General features: G+C 66.4%; 14 protein-coding genes. 6 read left to right on the top strand and 8 right to left on the bottom strand.

All coding sequences use genetic code 11. From position 1 onward, the window contains the following. Positions 1-52 precede the first annotated feature (52 nt). The 3 genes from ACODRV_RS05600 (at position 53) to ACODRV_RS05590 (ending at position 3,485) form a co-directional block, all read left to right on the top strand. Positions 53-1,870 (top strand): copper resistance system multicopper oxidase, encoded by a 1,818-nt coding sequence (locus ACODRV_RS05600; protein ID WP_333895723.1) that lies wholly within the window; start codon positions 53-55, stop codon positions 1,868-1,870. Between the two features lie 371 nt (positions 1,871-2,241). After that, entirely contained in the window at positions 2,242-3,087 is an 846-nt protein-coding gene (locus ACODRV_RS05595; RefSeq protein ID WP_409615785.1) for a copper resistance protein B, read from the top strand. Positions 3,088-3,101: 14 nt separating this feature from the next. Next, complete coding sequence (locus tag ACODRV_RS05590) at positions 3,102-3,485, top strand: copper resistance CopC family protein (RefSeq protein ID WP_333895721.1); 384 nt, start codon at positions 3,102-3,104, stop codon at positions 3,483-3,485. A gap of 103 nt (positions 3,486-3,588) precedes the next feature. Here ACODRV_RS05590 and hppD read toward each other — a convergent pair whose 3' ends face one another. Next, entirely contained in the window at positions 3,589-4,659 is a 1,071-nt protein-coding gene (hppD, locus tag ACODRV_RS05585) for a 4-hydroxyphenylpyruvate dioxygenase (RefSeq protein WP_488907755.1), read from the bottom strand. Between the two features lie 133 nt (positions 4,660-4,792). Between hppD and ACODRV_RS05580 the strand changes: the two genes are divergently transcribed. Further along, positions 4,793-5,260 (top strand): Lrp/AsnC family transcriptional regulator, encoded by a 468-nt coding sequence (locus tag ACODRV_RS05580; RefSeq protein ID WP_488907695.1) that lies wholly within the window; start codon positions 4,793-4,795, stop codon positions 5,258-5,260. A 71-nt stretch (positions 5,261-5,331) separates the two neighbouring features. After that, entirely contained in the window at positions 5,332-6,684 is a 1,353-nt protein-coding gene (locus tag ACODRV_RS05575) for an MFS transporter (protein WP_333895719.1), read from the top strand. Between the two features lie 35 nt (positions 6,685-6,719). Here ACODRV_RS05575 and ACODRV_RS05570 read toward each other — a convergent pair whose 3' ends face one another. The 6 genes from ACODRV_RS05570 to ACODRV_RS05545 are packed head-to-tail and all read right to left on the bottom strand — an operon-like array spanning position 6,720 to position 15,000. Continuing rightward, the gene (locus ACODRV_RS05570; RefSeq protein WP_333895718.1) at positions 6,720-7,358 is read right to left on the bottom strand and encodes a transmembrane anchor protein; all 639 of its coding nucleotides are present in this window, start codon (positions 7,356-7,358) and stop codon (positions 6,720-6,722) included. Between the two features lie 14 nt (positions 7,359-7,372). Then, positions 7,373-8,104 carry a HupE/UreJ family protein gene (locus ACODRV_RS05565; RefSeq protein ID WP_312405432.1) on the bottom strand — a complete coding sequence of 244 codons (732 nt, stop codon included), beginning with the start codon at positions 8,102-8,104 and terminating at the stop codon, positions 7,373-7,375. Beyond that, positions 8,101-9,273 carry an acyltransferase family protein gene (locus ACODRV_RS05560; protein WP_333895717.1) on the bottom strand — a complete coding sequence of 391 codons (1,173 nt, stop codon included), beginning with the start codon at positions 9,271-9,273 and terminating at the stop codon, positions 8,101-8,103. Before ACODRV_RS05560 ends, ACODRV_RS05565 begins: the two co-directional genes overlap by 4 nt. Next, positions 9,273-12,461 (bottom strand): efflux RND transporter permease subunit, encoded by a 3,189-nt coding sequence (locus ACODRV_RS05555; RefSeq protein ID WP_488907694.1) that lies wholly within the window; start codon positions 12,459-12,461, stop codon positions 9,273-9,275. The genes ACODRV_RS05560 and ACODRV_RS05555 overlap by 1 nt, the downstream gene beginning before the upstream one ends. A 14-nt stretch (positions 12,462-12,475) precedes the next feature. Further along, entirely contained in the window at positions 12,476-13,732 is a 1,257-nt protein-coding gene (locus ACODRV_RS05550; protein ID WP_333895715.1) for an efflux RND transporter periplasmic adaptor subunit, read from the bottom strand. Further along, on the bottom strand, positions 13,729-15,000 hold the full coding sequence (locus ACODRV_RS05545; RefSeq protein ID WP_488907693.1) for a TolC family protein: 1,272 nt from the start codon (positions 14,998-15,000) through the stop codon (positions 13,729-13,731). The genes ACODRV_RS05550 and ACODRV_RS05545 overlap by 4 nt, the downstream gene beginning before the upstream one ends. Here ACODRV_RS05545 and ACODRV_RS05540 point away from each other — a divergent pair. Beyond that, complete coding sequence (locus ACODRV_RS05540; protein ID WP_333895713.1) at positions 14,987-15,583, top strand: hypothetical protein; 597 nt, start codon at positions 14,987-14,989, stop codon at positions 15,581-15,583. The genes ACODRV_RS05545 and ACODRV_RS05540 overlap by 14 nt on opposite strands. Before the next feature lie 130 nt (positions 15,584-15,713). On the opposite strand, the gene ACODRV_RS05535 is transcribed toward ACODRV_RS05540, so the two are convergent. Continuing rightward, positions 15,714-17,036: a tyrosine-type recombinase/integrase gene (locus tag ACODRV_RS05535; protein WP_312405443.1), complete on the bottom strand. Its 1,323-nt coding sequence runs from the start codon at positions 17,034-17,036 to the stop codon at positions 15,714-15,716. Positions 17,037-17,087 lie beyond the last annotated feature (51 nt).

The raw sequence follows: 17,087 nt of genomic DNA, 5'->3' as shown, positions 1-17,087 counted from the left end.
CCCCAAACGGGCGCCTCCCCATGCCCGGCCTTCGTCAGGTGTCCGCCGCCATATGTCCTTCCCTTCCTTTGATCGTCGGGCCCTCCTGCGGGGCGCCATCGCTACGGGCGGCCTTCTCGGCGCCCAGGGTCTTCTTCCCGCATGGGCCCAGACGGGGTCGCCCGGCATTCGCGCCGCTGGGCCGACGCTGCAGGGTCCCAATATCGATCTCACGATCGGGCACTCACCCTTCACCGTCGGCGGCCGGACCGGTCACGCTGTGACGATCAACGGCACGCTTCCGGCCCCGATCCTGCGCTTGCGGGAAGGCCAGAACGCCCGACTGTCGGTGACCAACACCCTGGATGAGGACACCTCGATCCACTGGCATGGACTGCTGCTGCCGTTCCAGATGGACGGCGTGCCGGGGATCAGCTTCCCCGGCATCCGCCCTCGAGAGACCTTCGTCTATGAGTTCCCGATCATCCAGTCGGGCACCTACTGGTACCACTCCCACTCCGGTCTTCAGGAAGCGATGGGCCACTACGGTCCGATCGTCATCGATCCCGCCGGCGCCGATCCGGTCGCCTATGACCGCGAACATGTGCTGGTGCTGTCGGACTGGAGCTTCATGCATCCGCACGAAATCCTGGAGAAGCTCAAGAAGAGCCCAGGGTATTTCAACCGGTCCCGAACGACCCTGTCCGGCCTGCTGTCCGGCGAGGACGGCATGAGCCTGGAGGAGCGGCGAATGTGGGGGGCCATGCGGATGGATCCCCGCGACATCGCCGATGTCACCGGCGAGACCTACACCTATCTCATCAACGGCCACGGCCCCCAGGAGAACTGGACGGGCCTGTTCCGCCCCGGTGAGCGGGTCCGCCTGCGGATCATCAATGCCTCGGCGATGTCGATTTTCAACGTGCGTATTCCCGGGCTTGCGATGACGGTGGTCAACGCCGACGGAGAGAATGTGCGCCCCGTCGAGGTGGACGAGTTCCAGATCTCCGTGGCCGAGACCTACGACGTCATCGTCCAGCCGACCGAGGATCGCGCCTTCACCATCGTCACCGAGTCGATCGACCGGTCCGGCATGGGGCGGGCCACCCTGGCTCCGCGACTGGGTATGACCGCCGAGGTTCCTCCGCTCCGCGAGACGCCGACGCTGACCATGCGGGACATGGGCATGGGGTCCATGGGCGGCATGGAGGGGATGGACCACGGAGCGATGGCGTCCTCCGGGAACGCCAACTCGGGCATGGCCGGAATGGACCATTCCGCCATGGGACATGGATCCGCGCAGGATGGCGGAATGGCGGGCATGTCCCACGACATGCGCGACCCGAACAATGCGCCGCCGAATATGGCCGTGGGGGTCGGTGTCGACATGGTGGCGCCGATGCCGGTGTCCCGTCTGGGGGATCGACCGCTCGGGCTGGAAGAGGTCTCGCACCGGGTGCTGGTCTACACCGACCTTGTGTCGCTCACGCCGAACAAGGACCAGCGCCCCCCGTCGAGAACGATGGAAATTCACCTCACGGGCAACATGGAAAGGTTCATGTGGGGCTTCGACGGCCGGAAGTTTTCCGAGCTGGTCGAGCCGATCCGCTTCGAGCGCAACGAGCGCGTCCGGGTCACTCTGGTGAACGACACGATGATGTCTCACCCGATCCACCTGCACGGCCATTTCTTCGAACTGGTCACCGGCGGGCCGGAGGGCCACCAGCCGCTGAAGCACACGGTCAATGTGATGCCGGGCGGCAAGGCGACCTTCGACCTGACCGCCGATGCGCCGGGCGACTGGGCCTTCCACTGCCACATGCTGATGCACATGCACGCCGGGATGTTCAACGTCGTCACGGTCCGTCCGCTCGATGGAGACGCCCGATGATCCGGCTGACGATCTGTCTGCTTCCATTGATGGCGGCATCCGGCGCGGCGATCGCCCAGGATCACAGTGGCCATGCGATGCCGCCCGCTGTGAGCACGCCCACCCGTCCTGCCGCTCCGGCCCGTCCGCCCGCGCCCCGGCCGTCGGCTACGCCCGCGCAGGATTCGCACGCAGGTCATGCTCCGGCGAGCCCTCGGCCCGCTCCAGCGGCGGACCCCCACGCCGGTCACACGATGCCCATGCCTCAGCCGGCGTCTCCGCCTCCGTCGTCCGCACCGGGCGACCCGCATACCGGCCACGCCATGCCGATGGCGTCGCCGATCGATGGAGACCCGCCGGCGACCCAGGCCGATCCTCACGCCGGACACGTCATGCCAGCGGCCGAAGATCCGCACGCGGGTCACGACATGACCGGGATGAGCGGGGGCGCGCCGGACGTCCCGACGAGCGCCAACAACCCGGGCCGTCCGCCTCAGGAGCCTACACCCGCCGGCGCCCTCGCCGGACCGACGCACGCGGCCGATCTCGTCTGGGGAGCCGCCGCCATGGATGCGTCGCGGGCTCTGCTGATCGAGGAGAACGGCGCGATGAAGACGTCCGCTGTCGTGGTCGAGCGTCTTGAGTACGGCAGCTCGGACGGCGAGGAGAGCCTGGTCTGGGACCTCAACGGCTGGTCCGGCGGCGACATCAATCGGTTCTGGTGGAAGTCCGAGGGTGAAACCGACCTCGAGGGCGAGGTCGAGGGTGAGGTCCAGGCGCTGTACAGCCGCGCCGTGCGGCCTTTCTGGGATGTCCAGGCCGGTATCCGTCAGGACTTCCGCTCAGAGGGTGACGACACGACCCATCTGGTCCTCGGCCTCCAGGGCCTCGCGCCACATTGGTGGGAAGTCGACGCGGCCGCTTTCCTGTCGACGGAAGGGGACCTGACGGCGCGGGTTGAGGCGGAGTACGACCAACGCATCACCCAGAGGCTGATCCTGCAACCGCGCGTCGAGATCGAGGCGTCCGCCTCCGACATCCCGGAACTCGGCATGGGCTCGGGGCTCAGCCACGTCTCGGCCGGGCTCCGGCTTCGCTACGAGGTCCGCAAAGAGTTCGCGCCGTACATCGGCGTGGAATGGGGCCGCGACCTGGGGGGAACCGCGGATTTCACTCGCGCAGACGGCCGCGACCCGGACGACGTCCGGGCCGTGATCGGCCTGCGCGCCTGGTTCTAAAGGAGACCAAGACCATGAAGACCCTCGCTACGATCGCCGCGGCGCTCAGCCTCATCGCGCTTCCCGCCGCCGCACAGAATGCTCATGCCGGTCACGGCGCGATGCAGCAGCCTGCCCAGCCGTCCGGCGTCGTCACCACTCCCGCCGACGGTGCGATGCTGTCCGGAACGCCGGACCGCTTCACGGCCACCTTCCCGCATCCCATGCAGTTGAAGACCGTGTCCATCGCCCCGGCGCGTGGCGCGGCGATCTCCGTCACCGTCCCGGCCGCCGCCGCGGCGGCGCGCGCGTCGGTGGCCCTGCCGCGCCTCGCGGCGGGCAACTACACCCTCACCTGGACCGCACAGGGCGGGAACGGCCATGAGATGACCGGGACGGTGCGCTTCATGGTCCACTGATTGGAGCCGACGGGTCGACCCTGTCTGGTCAGCCGGCCCGTCGATCAGAGCACGCCGCCTGCGAACGATTCCACGATCGTTCGCAGGCGGTCGTGAGGTCCGGTCAGGCGTCGACCTTGATGACGCCGCGCCGGATCTGGTCGAGCTCGATGGATTCGAACAGGGCCTGGAAGTTGCCGTTGCCGAAGCCCTCGTTGCCCTTCCTCTGGATGATCTCGAAGAAGATCGGGCCGAACAGGTTCTCCGTGAAGATCTGCAGCAGCAGACCCTGCTCGCCGACATCGCCGTCGATCAGGATACGGTTCCGCCGCATGCGTTCGAGGTCCTCACCGTGTCCCGGAACGCGCTTGTCGACGAGCTCGTAGTAAGTCTCGATCGTGTCCTGAAGATTGACCCCGCGCGCCCTCAGGCGCTCGACGGTGTCGTAGATGTCCTCGGTGGTCATCGCGAGGTGCTGGATGCCCTCGCCGTTGTACTCCCGGATGAACTCCTCGATCTGGGACTGATCGTCCTCGCTCTCGTTCAACGGGATCCGAATAGCGCGGTCGGGCGCGATCATCGCCTGAGAGATCAGGCTCGTGGCCTGCCCCTTGATGTTGAAGTACTTCTGCTCCTCGAAGCCGAAGATTCGATTGTAGAAGCTCGACCAGGTCCGCATCTCGCCGCGGCGGACATTGTGGGTGAGGTGATCGAGCACGTCCAAGCCGACGCTGTTGGCGGCCTCGGCTTCCGGCCAACCCTCGATCTCGTTCCAGTCGTCGTAGAGCGACCCGGCCGCCCCGTGCCGGTCCACCAGATAAAGATAGGAGCCACCGATGCCCTGGAGCACCTTCGCGTCCGGGCCGAGTGCGCCCGCGCCGGCGTCGGCCGGAAGCGCGCCGCGGCTCAGTGCGAGAGTGTAGGCCTGATCGGCGTCCGCGACCCGAAACGCCATGCCGTTCGCCGACGGTCCGTGCAGGGCCCTGAAGTCGGCCGCCTGTCCGGCCGGCTCGCTGTTGACGAGCAGGTTCGTCCGACCCTGCTTGTAGCGGGTGACGGCTTTGCTCGGATGGTGATGGGTCGGGACGAACCCGAGACGTTCGATCAGCGCCCTCATCGCGTCGGGGTCCGGGCTGGTGAACTCGACGAACTCGAAGCCGTCGAGGCCGATGGGGTTGTCGGGCGTAATGGTCATGACGGGCTCCTGGCCGGGGTCGCCCAGACGGGCGAGAGGATGACCAAAATAATCCCCTTCGCCGATCAATGCCTTTCAATGATCGGCGCTCATCCGGTATGTCCGATCAATTCGTTTCAGAACGGGTATGATCATGAAACCGGTTCGGCTCGACGACACGGATCGTCGTATTCTTCGCGCACTCCAGGCCGACGGCGGCTTGAGCCATGCCGCTCTGGCGGAGCGGGTCGGCGCCTCCACCGCATCATGCTGGCGACGGATCAAGGCGTTGGAAGACGCGGAGGTCCTCACCGGCGTGGTCCGGTTGGTCGATGCGGCGAGTGTGGGGCGAGGCGTCAATGTGATGTGTCAGGTCCGGATGCGCTCGCACGCGCCTGACGATCGCCGGGCCTTCGAGGACTATCTCCTCACCCGGGCGGACGTGATGGAGGCGCACTCCATGTCGGGAGACTGGGACTATCTTCTGCGTGTCGTCGCAACCGATGTCGCCGGCTATGAGCGGTTCCTGATGGGAGACCTGCTCAATCATCCGAACGTCGACACGGCATCCTCACACTTCGCCCTGAGCCAAGTGAAGTACACCACTGCGATCCCGATCTGAGAGCGCTGCCTATATACCCCCGGGGGGTTATGGCTGTAGGGTGACGGCTGGACCGGAGCCGAAGCCTTCCGATGTTTTCACCACTACGCTTTCCCGCCTATCGCAACCTCTTCATCGCTCAGGTCGGAGCCCTGCTGGGGACCGGTATGGCGACCGTCGCGCTCGGCCTGCTCGCGCATGACATCGCCGGCGCCGGGGCGGGAGAGATTCTCGGCGCGGTCCTTTCGATCAAGATGATCGCCTATATCGGCGTGGCGCCCTTCGCCAGCGCGCTCGCGGCGCGCCTGCCCAGGAAGACGCTCCTCGTCAGTCTCGACGTCGTTCGCGCCGGTGTCGCCGCAGTCCTCCCCTTCGTCGCAGCGGCGTGGCAGGTCTACGCCCTGATGGCCGTGCTCTATGTGGCGTCGGCCGCTTTCACGCCGGCCTTCCAGTCGATGATCCCGGACCTCCTCGAGGACGAAGGAGAGTACACCAAGGCCCTGTCGCTCTCTCGTCTCGCTGCCGACCTGGAAAGCGTGGCAAGCCCGATGTTGGCCGCCGTCTTGCTGGCGGTGATCAGCTACAACAATCTGTTCGTCGCAACGGCGATCGGCTTCGTGATCTCCGCAGGCTCCGTCGTCTCGGCCCGACTTCCCAAGACCGGCGCCAAGACACCGCTCCCCTTCATGCGCCGGTTGACCGGAGGCCTGAGGTTGTTCGCGCTCACGCCCCGGCTCCGGGGGCTCCTCGCCGTCAGCCTGGCAACCGCGGCCGGGGGCGCCATGGTGTTCGTCAACACCGTCGTTCTGGTGCAGTCGAACTTCGCCCTCGGGCAGCAGGCCACGGCCTGGGCGCTCGCGACGTTTGGGCTCGGATCAATGACAGCCGCTCTGTCTCTCCCCCGACTTCTTGAACGGGCGCCCGACCGTCTGGCGATGCTTCTGGGGGCGGGGACGATGACGCTCGTTCTCCTCGCGGGCGCCGCGTGGGCCACCAGCTATCCCGCACTCCTCGTCCTCTGGCTGGTGATGGGATTCGGCTACTCCCTGACCATCACGCCGGCCGGGCGGGCGCTGCGGCGATCGTCCAACTCTGACGACCGACCGGCCCTGTTCGCCGCCCAATTCGCTCTGTCGCATGCCTGCTGGCTTGTCGCCTACCCGGTCGCCGGGCTTGTTTCGGCCGAAGCGGATCCGCGGGCGGCTTTCCTGGTGTTGGCGGGACTTTGCGGCGCTGGAACCGTGCTGGCGGTGATGATCTGGCCGCGACAGGATCCTCTCAATCTGCCGCACGGCCATCCGGACCTGCCGTCGGACCATCCGCACCTCATGGATGCGGATGCGCGGACGGGTCATGCCCATCCGGTAGTCATCGATGAGGATCACCCACGGTGGCCAGAGCCCGAAGGTGCGGCGGGACACAAGCAGGACGCGCCCCGCCGCTGACCGGTCGGGTCGCCCCGACCGGCCGTCAAACGGGGTCAGACCACCCGCTTGATCTCGGTGTAGGGGCCCTCGGTCCGAAGGGTGATGGTGACCGGCTGGCCGGTGCGGTTGCGCCAGAACCAGCCATGGGCCCCGGTGAACGCCGCGGTCAGTTCGCCCGTCTGGGTCTGCAGGGTGCCTTTCTCATAGCCGTGATAGCGGACGCCCGGACGGTCGGCGTGGGTGTCGTAGTTCACCGGGCCGCCGCTGCTCGTCCAGGTGAAGCGGACGGTCGCGCCTTCCTCCATCGAAAGCTTCAGTTCGGCGCCCTGGTTCGGAGCCAGCTCGATCACCGTCTCGTCCGTGCGCCCGGCCGGTACGACTTGCTGCGGGACCTCTGCAGCGGGCGCTGCGGCGGCCGTCGGCGCTGCAGGCGCCTGAGCGGGTGATGTTGGTTCCGCGCGAGCGTCAGCGGCTGCGTCAGCTTCCGCCTCAAGCGCGAGCTGTCGCTTCATCTGGCCCATCTCGGTCAGACCGAAGAGCGAGCCGACGCGGGTGGGGTCGACGCCGTATTCCGCCGGGAGGACGACGGTCACGAGAATGACGCCGGCGACGACGGCGGCGACGCCGGTGGATTTCAGCAACTCCGAGGTGGTCGGCAGTTGGTCGCGGGCGGGTCGGTTTGCGTTGTACATGGCGGGTGCTCCGATCACATGACGAAGAAGCCGACGAGCTGGTAGCCCGTCAGAATGAAGCCGAGGCACATCACCACGGCGTTGGTCAGGAAGGCGTGGTCCCAGAAGCTGTTCGAGCGGCGCCAAAAGCCCATCAGGATCAGGATGCCGCCCAGCGCCAGAAGCTGGCCCGCTTCGACGCCGATGTTGAAGGCGATCAGGTTGCCGATCAGGCCGTCCGGCGACATCTGGAAGTCCTGCAGCTTGGTCGCCAGGCCGAAGCCGTGGAACAGTCCGAAGATCAGGGTCGCGGCCTTGGTGGACGGCTGGAAGCCGAACCAGCGCTGGAAGGCGCCCATGTTGTCGAGCGCCTTGTAGACGACCGACAGGCCGATGATGGCGTCCACGATGTAGCTGGAGACGCTGATGTCGGTCAGGACGCCCAGCAGCAGGGTGGACGAGTGGCCGATGGCGAACAGCGTCACATAGATCGAGATGTCCTTCATCCGGTAGAGGAAGAAGATCACCCCGAACAGGAACAGCAAATGGTCGTAGCCGGTGACCATGTGCTTGGCCCCCAGATAGACGAACGGCCAGAACAGAAAGCCGGACGTCTCCTGGATATAGCCCTTGTCGCCCTCGGCGACGCCGTGGGCCAGGGCGGGGCTGAGCGCGCCGTCCAGAAGCATGAAGCCGATGACCAGGACGAGGGCCGTCCAAGGCGATCGGAGCCATGACCAGGGGTCGTGGCGGGACACGGATGTCATGATTGTCCTTTCAAGGCAGGGGAGTTGAGGGGGGTGTCGAGGAAGCGACGCCGCGCCCATCGACGGGCGGGCCGTTCCCAAAAGGCGTGCAGGGCGAAGGCCGCCGCCAGGGTGATCGCGAGCAGCGTTCCGGCTTCCCAGAACGCCATGCGATAGGTGCTATCGACCCCGGACAGCATGCCGACCCCGTTCTTCCAGATGATGAGAAGCGGCAGGTGGACGAGGTAGAGCGCGTAGGAGGCTTCGCCTGCTTCCAGCGCCCAGGGGTGGGCCAAGGGGCGGTCAGACCCCGACCGGGCCAGAAGGCCCAGGCTGAGGATGACCAGACCCGAGACGCCGACCGTGATCCGCTCGTCGGCGCTGAACGCCATGAGGAGGATCAGGAGGCTGGTCGAGAGGACAGCCGCCGCCCGCGCGGTCCAGGGACCGGGCCGCAGCCGGACGCCGAGCTGATAAAGGCCAATGCCGTAGAGAAACTCCGGGATGATCCTCAGCACGCCGAGAATGAGCTCGGCATGGGTCAGGATCTCGTCGTACCGCCACCGGTAGAAGGCGTCGCTGGCGACGAACAGGCCGATGGCCAGGGCGATGATCAAACGCGGGTCGCGACCGCGCCTGAGCCCGACGAAGGCGAAGACCGGAAAGGCCAGATAGGCGGCCCATTCCGCCGACAGCGACCACGACGGGCCGTTCCATTCGTTCGGGACCGTGACCGGGAACCAGGCGTGGGTCAGGGCCGCCGCCGAGAGCAGGCCCGAAGGGATATAGCTCTCGGCGTCGAACGGCTGGCCCAGCATCAGCGCCGCCCCCACGATGACCGTCATGAAGACGAGCATTGCGATATGGGCGGGATAGATGCGCGCCAGTCGCGTGATCAGGAACCGGCGATGGCTGTAGGTCCCGTCGCGGATCTGACAGCCATACACATGCGCCAGGACGAAGCCGGACAGGATGAAGAAGAAGTCGACCGCCAGCCGGGCGCGCTCGATGAGCGCGAGGCCGACCCCTCCCTCGGGGACGATGTTCAGCTGATAGTGGAAGAGCACGACGCCGAGGGCGAGCCAGAACCGGATGCTGGTCAGGGCCGGCAGCCGATCCGGAAAGGCCTGCGCCGACGCGTTGGAAACCGCGTCGGCGCCGCCGCTCTTCGGAGGAAGAGCGGCCATCATCAGACGCGCCGCGACTTGCGGAACGGCAGATGATCCAGCCACGCCGGGCGCTTCGGCCAGTCCTGCGGACGCTCGCGTCCGTGGATCAGGCTGTAGAGCGCAGGCAGGACCATCAACGTCAGCACCGTCGAGGAGACGATGCCGCCGATGACGACCGTGGCCAGAGGGCGTTGAACCTCCGCGCCTGCGCCGACATTCACCGCCATCGGTACGAAGCCGAGGCTGGCGACGAGGGCGGTCATCAGGACGGGCCGCAAACGGGTCAGCGCCCCTTCACGGATGGCCTCGGCGACCGGCTTGCCTTCCTCGATCAGGCCTCGGATGAAGCTGACCATGACGACCCCGTTCAGCACGGCCACGCCCGACAGGGCAATGAAGCCCACGCCGGCCGAGATCGACAGGGGGAGGTCGCGCAGCATCAGCGCCGCCACGCCCCCGGTCAGCGCCAGAGGGACGCCGGAGAAGACGATGGCGCTGTCCCGCCAGGAGCGGAACAGGGCGAACAGAAGCCCGAAGATCAGCAGCAACACCGCCGGTACCACGACCTGAAGCCGTTTGGCGGCGGAGATCAGCTGCTCGAAGGTGCCGCCATAGGTCACCCAGTAGCCGGCCGGCAGATCGACTTCGTTTTCGATACGCTCCTGGGCCTCTTCGATGAAGGAACCCAGGTCGCGGTCGCGGACATTGGCGGTCACGACGATGCGTCGCTTTCCGTCCTCGCGGCTGATCTGGTTCGGACCGGTCTCCAGCGCGATCGTGGCGATTTCGCTGAGCGGCACGAAGCCACGCGACTGACCCTCCGCCGCCGGGAGCGGCACCTGGATGCGGCCGATGGCGTCGGTGTTGGTCCGCTGCGCCTCGGGCAGTCGCACGACGATGTCGAAGCGCCGGTCTCCTTCGAAGATCTGGCCCGCCGTCATGCCGCCCATGGAGGTGGCGATGACTGACTGGACGTCTTCGACGCTCAAGCCCAGCCGTGCAATCGCGGCCCGGTTCGGCGTGATTTGCAGCATAGGCAGGCCGGTGACCTGCTCCGACTGCGGATCGGCCGCGCCGCGAATGCCGCCGACGATCTCCTCGATCTGGGAGCCGAGCGCGACCAGCTGATCCAGATCGTCGCCATGGACCTTGATGGCCACGTCGGCGCGGACGCCCGAAAGCAGTTCGTTGAAACGCATCTGAATCGGCTGGGTGAACTCGTACTTCGAGCCCGGAATTTCCTCGACCGCCTCTTCCATTTCGCGGACGAGCTGGAGCTTGGGCTTTCGGGGATCGGGCCATTCGTCGCGATCCTTCAGAAGGATGAAGGTGTCGGCGACCGACGGCGGCACGGGGTCGGTCGCGACCTCGGCTGTGCCGATCTTGGCCACGACGCGCTCCACTTCCGGGAACTGGGCGAGACGGGCTTCGAGCGCGGTCTGCATCTCGATGGCCTGGGTCAGGCTGGTGCCCGGAATACGCAGGGCGTGCATGGCGATGTCGCCCTCGTCTAGGTTCGGCACGAACTCCGACCCCATCCGCGAGGCTCCGAAAGCGGCGAGCGCCACCAGGGCGACGGCAGCGCCGATCATCGCGACGCGGAACTTCAGGGCGAAGTCGAGCGCGGGCTGGTAGCCCAGCCGCGCCCAGCGCATGACGAAGCTGTCCTTCTCCTGGACCTTGCCGGTGACGAACATGGCGACCGCCGCCGGCACGAAGGTCAGGGACAGGATCAGAGCGCCGGTCAGGGCGATGACCACGGTGATGGCCATCGGGTGGAAGGTTTTTCCTTCCACACCGTCCAGCGCGAAGATCGGCACATAGACGAGGGTGATGATCAGGACGCCGAACAGCGACGGCCGGATGACCTCACTGGATGCCGAGGCTGCGAGGGAGAACCGCTCCTCCCGAGTTAGAAGGCCGCCCTTATGATGCTGCGCCTCGGCGAAGCGACGCAGGCAGTTCTCGACGATGATGACGGCCCCGTCGACGATCAGGCCGAAGTCCAGGGCGCCCAGAGACATCAGATTGCCGGACACCCCCGCCTGCACCATGCCCGTGATCGTCATGAGCATGGTGATCGGGATCACCGCCGCCGTGATCAGGGCCGCGCGGATGTTGCCGAGCAGCAGGAAGAGGACGACGATGACCAGGAGCGCGCCCTCGACGAGGTTCTTCTCCACGGTCTTGATGGCCCGCTCGACCAGGTCGGTGCGGTCGTAGACGGGGGAGGCGACGACGCCGGGCGGAAGGGCTTTAGACGCCTCTTCCAGTCGGACCGCTGCCGACTGGGCGACGACACGGCTGTTTTCGCCGGCCAGCATCAGGACGGTGGCGAGCACGGTTTCCTTGCCGTTTTCGGTCGCCGCTCCGGTCCGGAGCTCTTCGCCCAAGCCGACGTCGGCGACCTCGGCCACGCGGATCGGGACGCCGCCGCGCGTGGCAATGACCACGTTCAGAAGATCCTCGGCCGTGGAGGCCTGCCCCGGCACACGGATCAGCCACTGTTCGCCATAGCGCTCGACATAGCCGGCGCCGACGTTGGCGTTGTTGCGCTCCAGGGCCTGGACCACGTCGGCCATGGTGACGCCGAAAGCGGCGAGCCGCACCGGGTCGGGGGTGACGTGGTACTCGCGCACGAAGCCGCCGATGGTGTTGACCTCGGTGACACCGGGCGTGTTCCTCATCTGCGGGCGGATGACCCAGTCCTGCAGGGTTCGTAGGTCTTCGGGCGTATAGGCCGTGCCGTCCGGCTTGCGGGCGCTCGGCTCGGCCTCGATCGTGTACATGAAGATCTCGCCCAGCCCCGTGGCGATGGGGCCGAGTTCGGGCGACAGGCCCGGCGGAAGCTGGCCGAGCGCGCTTTGCAGACGCTCGTTGACCAGCTGCCGCGCCCGGTAGATGTCGGTGCCGTCCTCGAACACCACCGTCACCTGGCTCAGGCCGTAGCGCGAGACCGATCGGGTGTAGCTGAGGCCCGGCACCCCTGCGATGGCGGTCTCGACCGGGAAGGTGATGCGCTGTTCGGCTTCTAGAGGCGAATAGCCCGGAGCCTCCGTGTTGATCTGGATCTGGACATTGGTGATGTCGGGCGTCGCGTCGATGGGGAGCTTCTGGAAGCTCCAGACGCCGACGGCGGCGGCGAACAGGACAAGCGCCATGACGACCCAGCGGAACCGGATCGACAGCGCGATGATGCGTTCAAGCATAGCGGCGCGCTCCCTCAGTGGTCATGGCTCGCGCCGGACTTGTCGATGTCCGCGCGAATGAGGAAGGCGCCGTCGACGACGTACTCCGTGCCGGGCTCCAGACCGCCCAGGACCTCGGTCCATTCGTCGGTGCGACGGCCGAGATCGAGCATCCGGACCTCGTAGGTGTTGCCGACCCTGGCGTAGACGACCGTGAAATCACGGAACGGCTGCAAAGCCTTGGTCTGGACCGCAAGGGGGACTTCGCCGGAGCCGACCTGCACAGACCCCTCGACCCCGAGACCGGGCCGCCAGTTGCCGGATCCTGCCGGGAGATGGACGTGCGCAACCAATGTCTGGCTGAGGACGTCCGCTGACGGGAGGATGGCCTCGACGGTCGCATTCACGCGGCTTTCGCCGGTCAGGCTGCGCACCTCGACTCGCTGACCGACACGCACGCGTTCGGCGTCTCGAGGATAGAGGAAGAACTCGGCATGGAGCTGGGTCGGGTCGCCGATTTCCAGCATGGGTTCGCCGTTGCCGGTGATCTGGCCTGGGTTCACGTTCTTGGCTGTGATGACGCCCGAGATCGGCGCGGTCACGGCATAGGTCTGGAGGCTCTCGCTCGACTCCACACGCGCCACAACCTGGCCCCGACGGACCCGTGTGCCCAACTCGACGGTCATGGAGACCACGCGACCGGGATACCGGGCGTGAACCTCAGCCTGCCCTTCTGGCTTGATCTCAACCCGGCCGGTCAACGGAAGGCTCTCGCCGAGAACCGCAGGACCGGCGCGCTGAACCGTGACGCCTCCGGCGCGAGCCGCCTCCGCCGTTATGATCGTGCGGCCTTCATAGGATTGATAGGTCCAGTTCGATCGTTGGCCCGATCGCGTCGCGGTCACGGCGACATCGAAGGAGTGGGGCTCTGTGACGATACCGGGGCTGGCGAGGTAATCCGCCTCCGGCGTGAAAGCGAACCGATCAACCGCCGGACCGAGTCGGGTCAGGGCGATTGACGCCTGGACCTGACGGGGGTCAAGCGGCCTGTCCTTGAGGTAGGGATAGAGCCGGAACAAGGGCTCGGGGCCCTCCTCATAGATCGTGATCTCCAGCGAGAAGTCGCCGTCCCTCAACAGGCGGCCATTGTGTGGCCCGCGTTCGTAGTCGGCGGTGGCGGCTTCCGCCCCTTTCGCCTTTTCAGGCGCAGGCTCGCCGCAGGCGGCCAGCGCCAGGGCAAGCGCGCCCAGCGCCGCGCCGGAGGCGAGGCGGAATGTATGTCTGCGGCTCATTGGGTGATCTCCATACCGAGCAGGTCGGCGTGCGCGCCGGTCAGCCGATCAAGGCGGGCGCGGTCATTGTGGAAGGCCTGCAGCACGGCGACGCGCCGGGCCCTTGCCTGAAGCAGCGCGGTCTGCGCCGTCATGACGTCGTTGTAGGTGAAGCCGCCCCGCCGGAAGCCATCGCGCACAAGGTCTACGGCCCGCTCAGACTGGGGGAGCGTTTCCTCCACGATCCGTCGAGCCTCGCTGGCCTTGGCGGCGAGTTGGACCTGTAGGCGGAGGATTTCGCGCTCGCGCTCGATCCGGAATGCGTTGCGGTCCGCTTCTGCAACAACGCCTTCCGCCCTCGCGCGATCAATGGCCCCCTGGTTGCGGTCGTATCGCTGCAATGGGATGGAGCCGCCGAACACGAGCGACAATTCGTTGTCCCAGATATGCCGGACGCCAACGCTCACAGTCGGATCAGGAACCGCCCGCGCCTCCTCGACGCGCACTTGCGCCTGGGCTTGGGCCCGACGGAGGTCGAAGACGGCGAGGTCAGCGCCTGCGACTTCGCCAGCGGCAATCCGCGCTGACGAGGTGTCCGCAAACACTTCAGGTCCGAAGACAAAGTTCGAAGGGCCGTCCCAGAACCGAGCCAGGGTCGCTCGGGCGACGCGAGTGGCGACCTCCGCTTGGTCGAAGTCGATCTGTGCCTGGGCGAGCTCGGCTTCGGCGCGGGCCCCAGCAAAAAGCGGGTCTCTGGCTGCATCGACCCGGCGCTGCACCTCGACCTGGAACGCTTCGGCAAGCGCCAGTCTATCGCGAGCGATCTCCAGAAGCGCCTCGGCTGCCAAAGCCTCGGACCAAACGCGCTGCACCTGCTCGAGACGGTCCAGCTGACGCACCTGAGCTTCGGCGAGCATGAGGTCGCCCTCGGACCGGGCGAGCGCCGTTCGGGCAGATCGGTCGCCGCCGCGCTCGAGACGCTGCTCGTAACTGAGTGTCGTCTCGGTACGGCCGAGAATATCGCCGCCACCAAGCGTCGGTAGATTTTCGACCATCAACCCCAGGGTCGGGTTGGGCCGCACGTCGGCCTGTCGCACCGCAGCGCTCGCGACGAGCGTGCGGGCCCGGGTCGCGGGTAGTGACGGATCCGCTTCCACCGCTCTGATGAGCGCTTCGCGCAGGCTCAGACGTGACGCGGCGGCGGGGTTGTCGGGCGACGCGCTCTGAGCGCGCAGTGAGGTTGGCGCCAAGGCGGCGCCGATTGCGAGTGCGAGCGTGGACACGGCCACGGCGCGCACCCGCCATCCGGCTGAGCCGGACTTCGGGATCATCAAGGATTGTCTCCAACAGGACGCGCACGGCCGTTCGGCCGTGCAGGATCAGCTTTTCAGGCGATCAAGCGTGCTGTTTGGGAGGGTCGAGAGGGCCGTCGGGCCGCGTTCCAGGCAGGCGGGTTGCTCGGCCTGGGAGAAGTGGGGCGGTGGATGCGGCGTGCAGCGGCATGGCGCGATCGGGATCGATCACCGCGACCTGAAGGTCGACGCCGGCATGGTGGTGATGCGGCAGCGCTGGCTGACTGTCGGTGTCGGGCTGATCGAGCAAATCCGTCGCAACCGCCGAACCATGATCGGAGTCGTGATCGTGATGATCATCGGCTGCGGATGGCTCATGGTCGTGGGGGAGCTGGGCGGCGTCGGCATACGGGACGCCCGGGTACTGGGCAGCGTGCTCGATGCGATGCTGCGTATCACGCGCGGCAAAGGCTTGGGTCGTGACCATCAGGAGCACAACCAGACCAATGCCGAACTGACGCAGGAGTGCGAGCACGAAATCCCCCAAACCGTCGTCAGTATGCGTCGCGCTGACCTTTGATCAACTGGAGAATTGCCGCAGGCAAAATATTGTAGAGGGAGGGAAGGTTCGGGCGCGTACAGCCTTAGGAGGGGAACTGCCCTGTAACCTCGGGAGCCCCTTTCAAGCGATAGCGCGGCTTCTATGTCGCTCACGCCGGAGCGGGCTGGGGGTTCGGCGAGGCCTCCTCGACGGCCTGCGGAGCAACGGTAAGTTCGTCGAGATGCTTGGCCCACAGTTCCAGAGCGGCCAACTTTTCCGGGATGTAGCTGTGTCGATCGTAGACGCTCGTCACTGCAGCACCCTCCCTCGCGGTATGACCCAACAGGAAGCCGACCACGAGACGGCTGACGCCGTACCTTCCGACCAGGGTCGTCGCTCCTGAGCGTCGAATATCGTGCGGGGATCCAGCCGCGAGTTTGTGTCGCGTACAGATCCGAGAGACCGCTCGGGTCAGGCCGTGGACGTCGATATGAGTTCCAGTCGCCCGCGTCGATGGGAAGACGAAATGGGACTTAGGGTGCAGCGCCTTCGCGGTGTTCAGGACTTCGAGGGCGGCCTTGGATAGCGGTACGACGTGGAGGTGCCGCGCCTTGGTCCTTGCGGAAGGAATGGTCCAGATGCCGGCCTTGAGGTCGAACTCGTCCCAGCGCGCGCCTGCGGTCTCGGACCGGCGTGTCAGGGTGAGGACGAGAAGCCGAAGCGCGAGCGCGATTTCTGGCTCAAGACGGGCATTCTTGTCCGGCCCATCCCGCCCCCGGACCGCAGTGGCGTTTCCGGTCGCGCGCCAGAGAACCGCCAGCGCGTCGTCGTTGAACATCCTCTCCCGTGAGATGAGGGCAAGAGGCTGAGCCAATCCGATCGCGGGGTTGGCCTCGAGCCTCTCCTCGTGGACGGCAAAGCCTAGGATTGACTGAAGGGTCGATCCGATCGTGGCCACGCTGTCGGGTCGAAGGCCGCTTTCGAGCGCCAACTCCCTCATGAACACCCGAATGTCCGCCCGCTTGATCTCGGCGAACCGGCGGGAGCCGAGTTGCGGCTCGATGTGGTTCTTCCAGTAGGTTTTCTCTTTCTTGATCGTCACCTCGCTCTTCGGGCGACGACGACCGCCATGAAGTCCCTTGGCGGCGGCACGCCAATAGGCGTCCGCCAGCTCGGCAAGTGTCTCGCCGGTACGGGCCTGTTCCCGCTCACTCGCACGTCGCGCTGAGGGATCATCTCCTTCGATGACGCTGACGCGAAGAGCCGCAGCTTTGGCGCGGGCTATAGCGAGGCCGATGTCGGGGTAAGCGCCCAGCGGATGCCGGCGTCGGGCGCCATTGTCGGCGGTGTATCGGAACTCGAAATTCTTCGTGCCCGTTGGAAAGACTCTGAGGCAGAGTCCACGGCTACCGGTTATCCCGATCTCGTAAAGTCGGGGCTTTGGCTTTAGCGCTGCAATCTGGCGGTCGGTGGTGATCGATGTCTCGGCCATTGCCCGTTTCCTGCATTTGACTGACCCCCACCATGAACGTCTAGTGGGGCG

The sequence above is a fragment of the Brevundimonas sp. FG8 genome (assembly GCF_057808845.1).
The sequence above is the reverse complement of the archived record's forward strand: the minus strand, read 5'-3'. Positions and strand labels throughout refer to the sequence as shown.

Excerpts from the sequence above, each read along its gene's own strand:
- ACODRV_RS05575 (WP_333895719.1), top strand. The coding sequence starts at position 5,332 with ATGTTTTCACCACTACGCTTTCCCGCCTATCGCAACCTCTTCATCGCT.
- ACODRV_RS05565 (WP_312405432.1), bottom strand. The coding sequence starts at position 8,104 with ATGACATCCGTGTCCCGCCACGACCCCTGGTCATGGCTCCGATCGCCT.
- ACODRV_RS05570 (WP_333895718.1), bottom strand. The coding sequence starts at position 7,358 with ATGTACAACGCAAACCGACCCGCCCGCGACCAACTGCCGACCACCTCG.
- ACODRV_RS05555 (WP_488907694.1), bottom strand. The coding sequence starts at position 12,461 with ATGCTTGAACGCATCATCGCGCTGTCGATCCGGTTCCGCTGGGTCGTC.
- ACODRV_RS05600 (WP_333895723.1), top strand. The coding sequence starts at position 53 with ATGTCCTTCCCTTCCTTTGATCGTCGGGCCCTCCTGCGGGGCGCCATC.
- ACODRV_RS05580 (WP_488907695.1), top strand. The coding sequence starts at position 4,793 with ATGAAACCGGTTCGGCTCGACGACACGGATCGTCGTATTCTTCGCGCA.
- ACODRV_RS05590 (WP_333895721.1), top strand. The coding sequence starts at position 3,102 with ATGAAGACCCTCGCTACGATCGCCGCGGCGCTCAGCCTCATCGCGCTT.
- ACODRV_RS05595 (WP_409615785.1), top strand. The coding sequence starts at position 2,242 with ATGCCAGCGGCCGAAGATCCGCACGCGGGTCACGACATGACCGGGATG.
- hppD (WP_488907755.1), bottom strand. The coding sequence starts at position 4,659 with ATGACCATTACGCCCGACAACCCCATCGGCCTCGACGGCTTCGAGTTC.
- ACODRV_RS05560 (WP_333895717.1), bottom strand. The coding sequence starts at position 9,273 with ATGATGGCCGCTCTTCCTCCGAAGAGCGGCGGCGCCGACGCGGTTTCC.
- ACODRV_RS05550 (WP_333895715.1), bottom strand. The coding sequence starts at position 13,732 with ATGAGCCGCAGACATACATTCCGCCTCGCCTCCGGCGCGGCGCTGGGC.
- ACODRV_RS05535 (WP_312405443.1), bottom strand. The coding sequence starts at position 17,036 with ATGGCCGAGACATCGATCACCACCGACCGCCAGATTGCAGCGCTAAAG.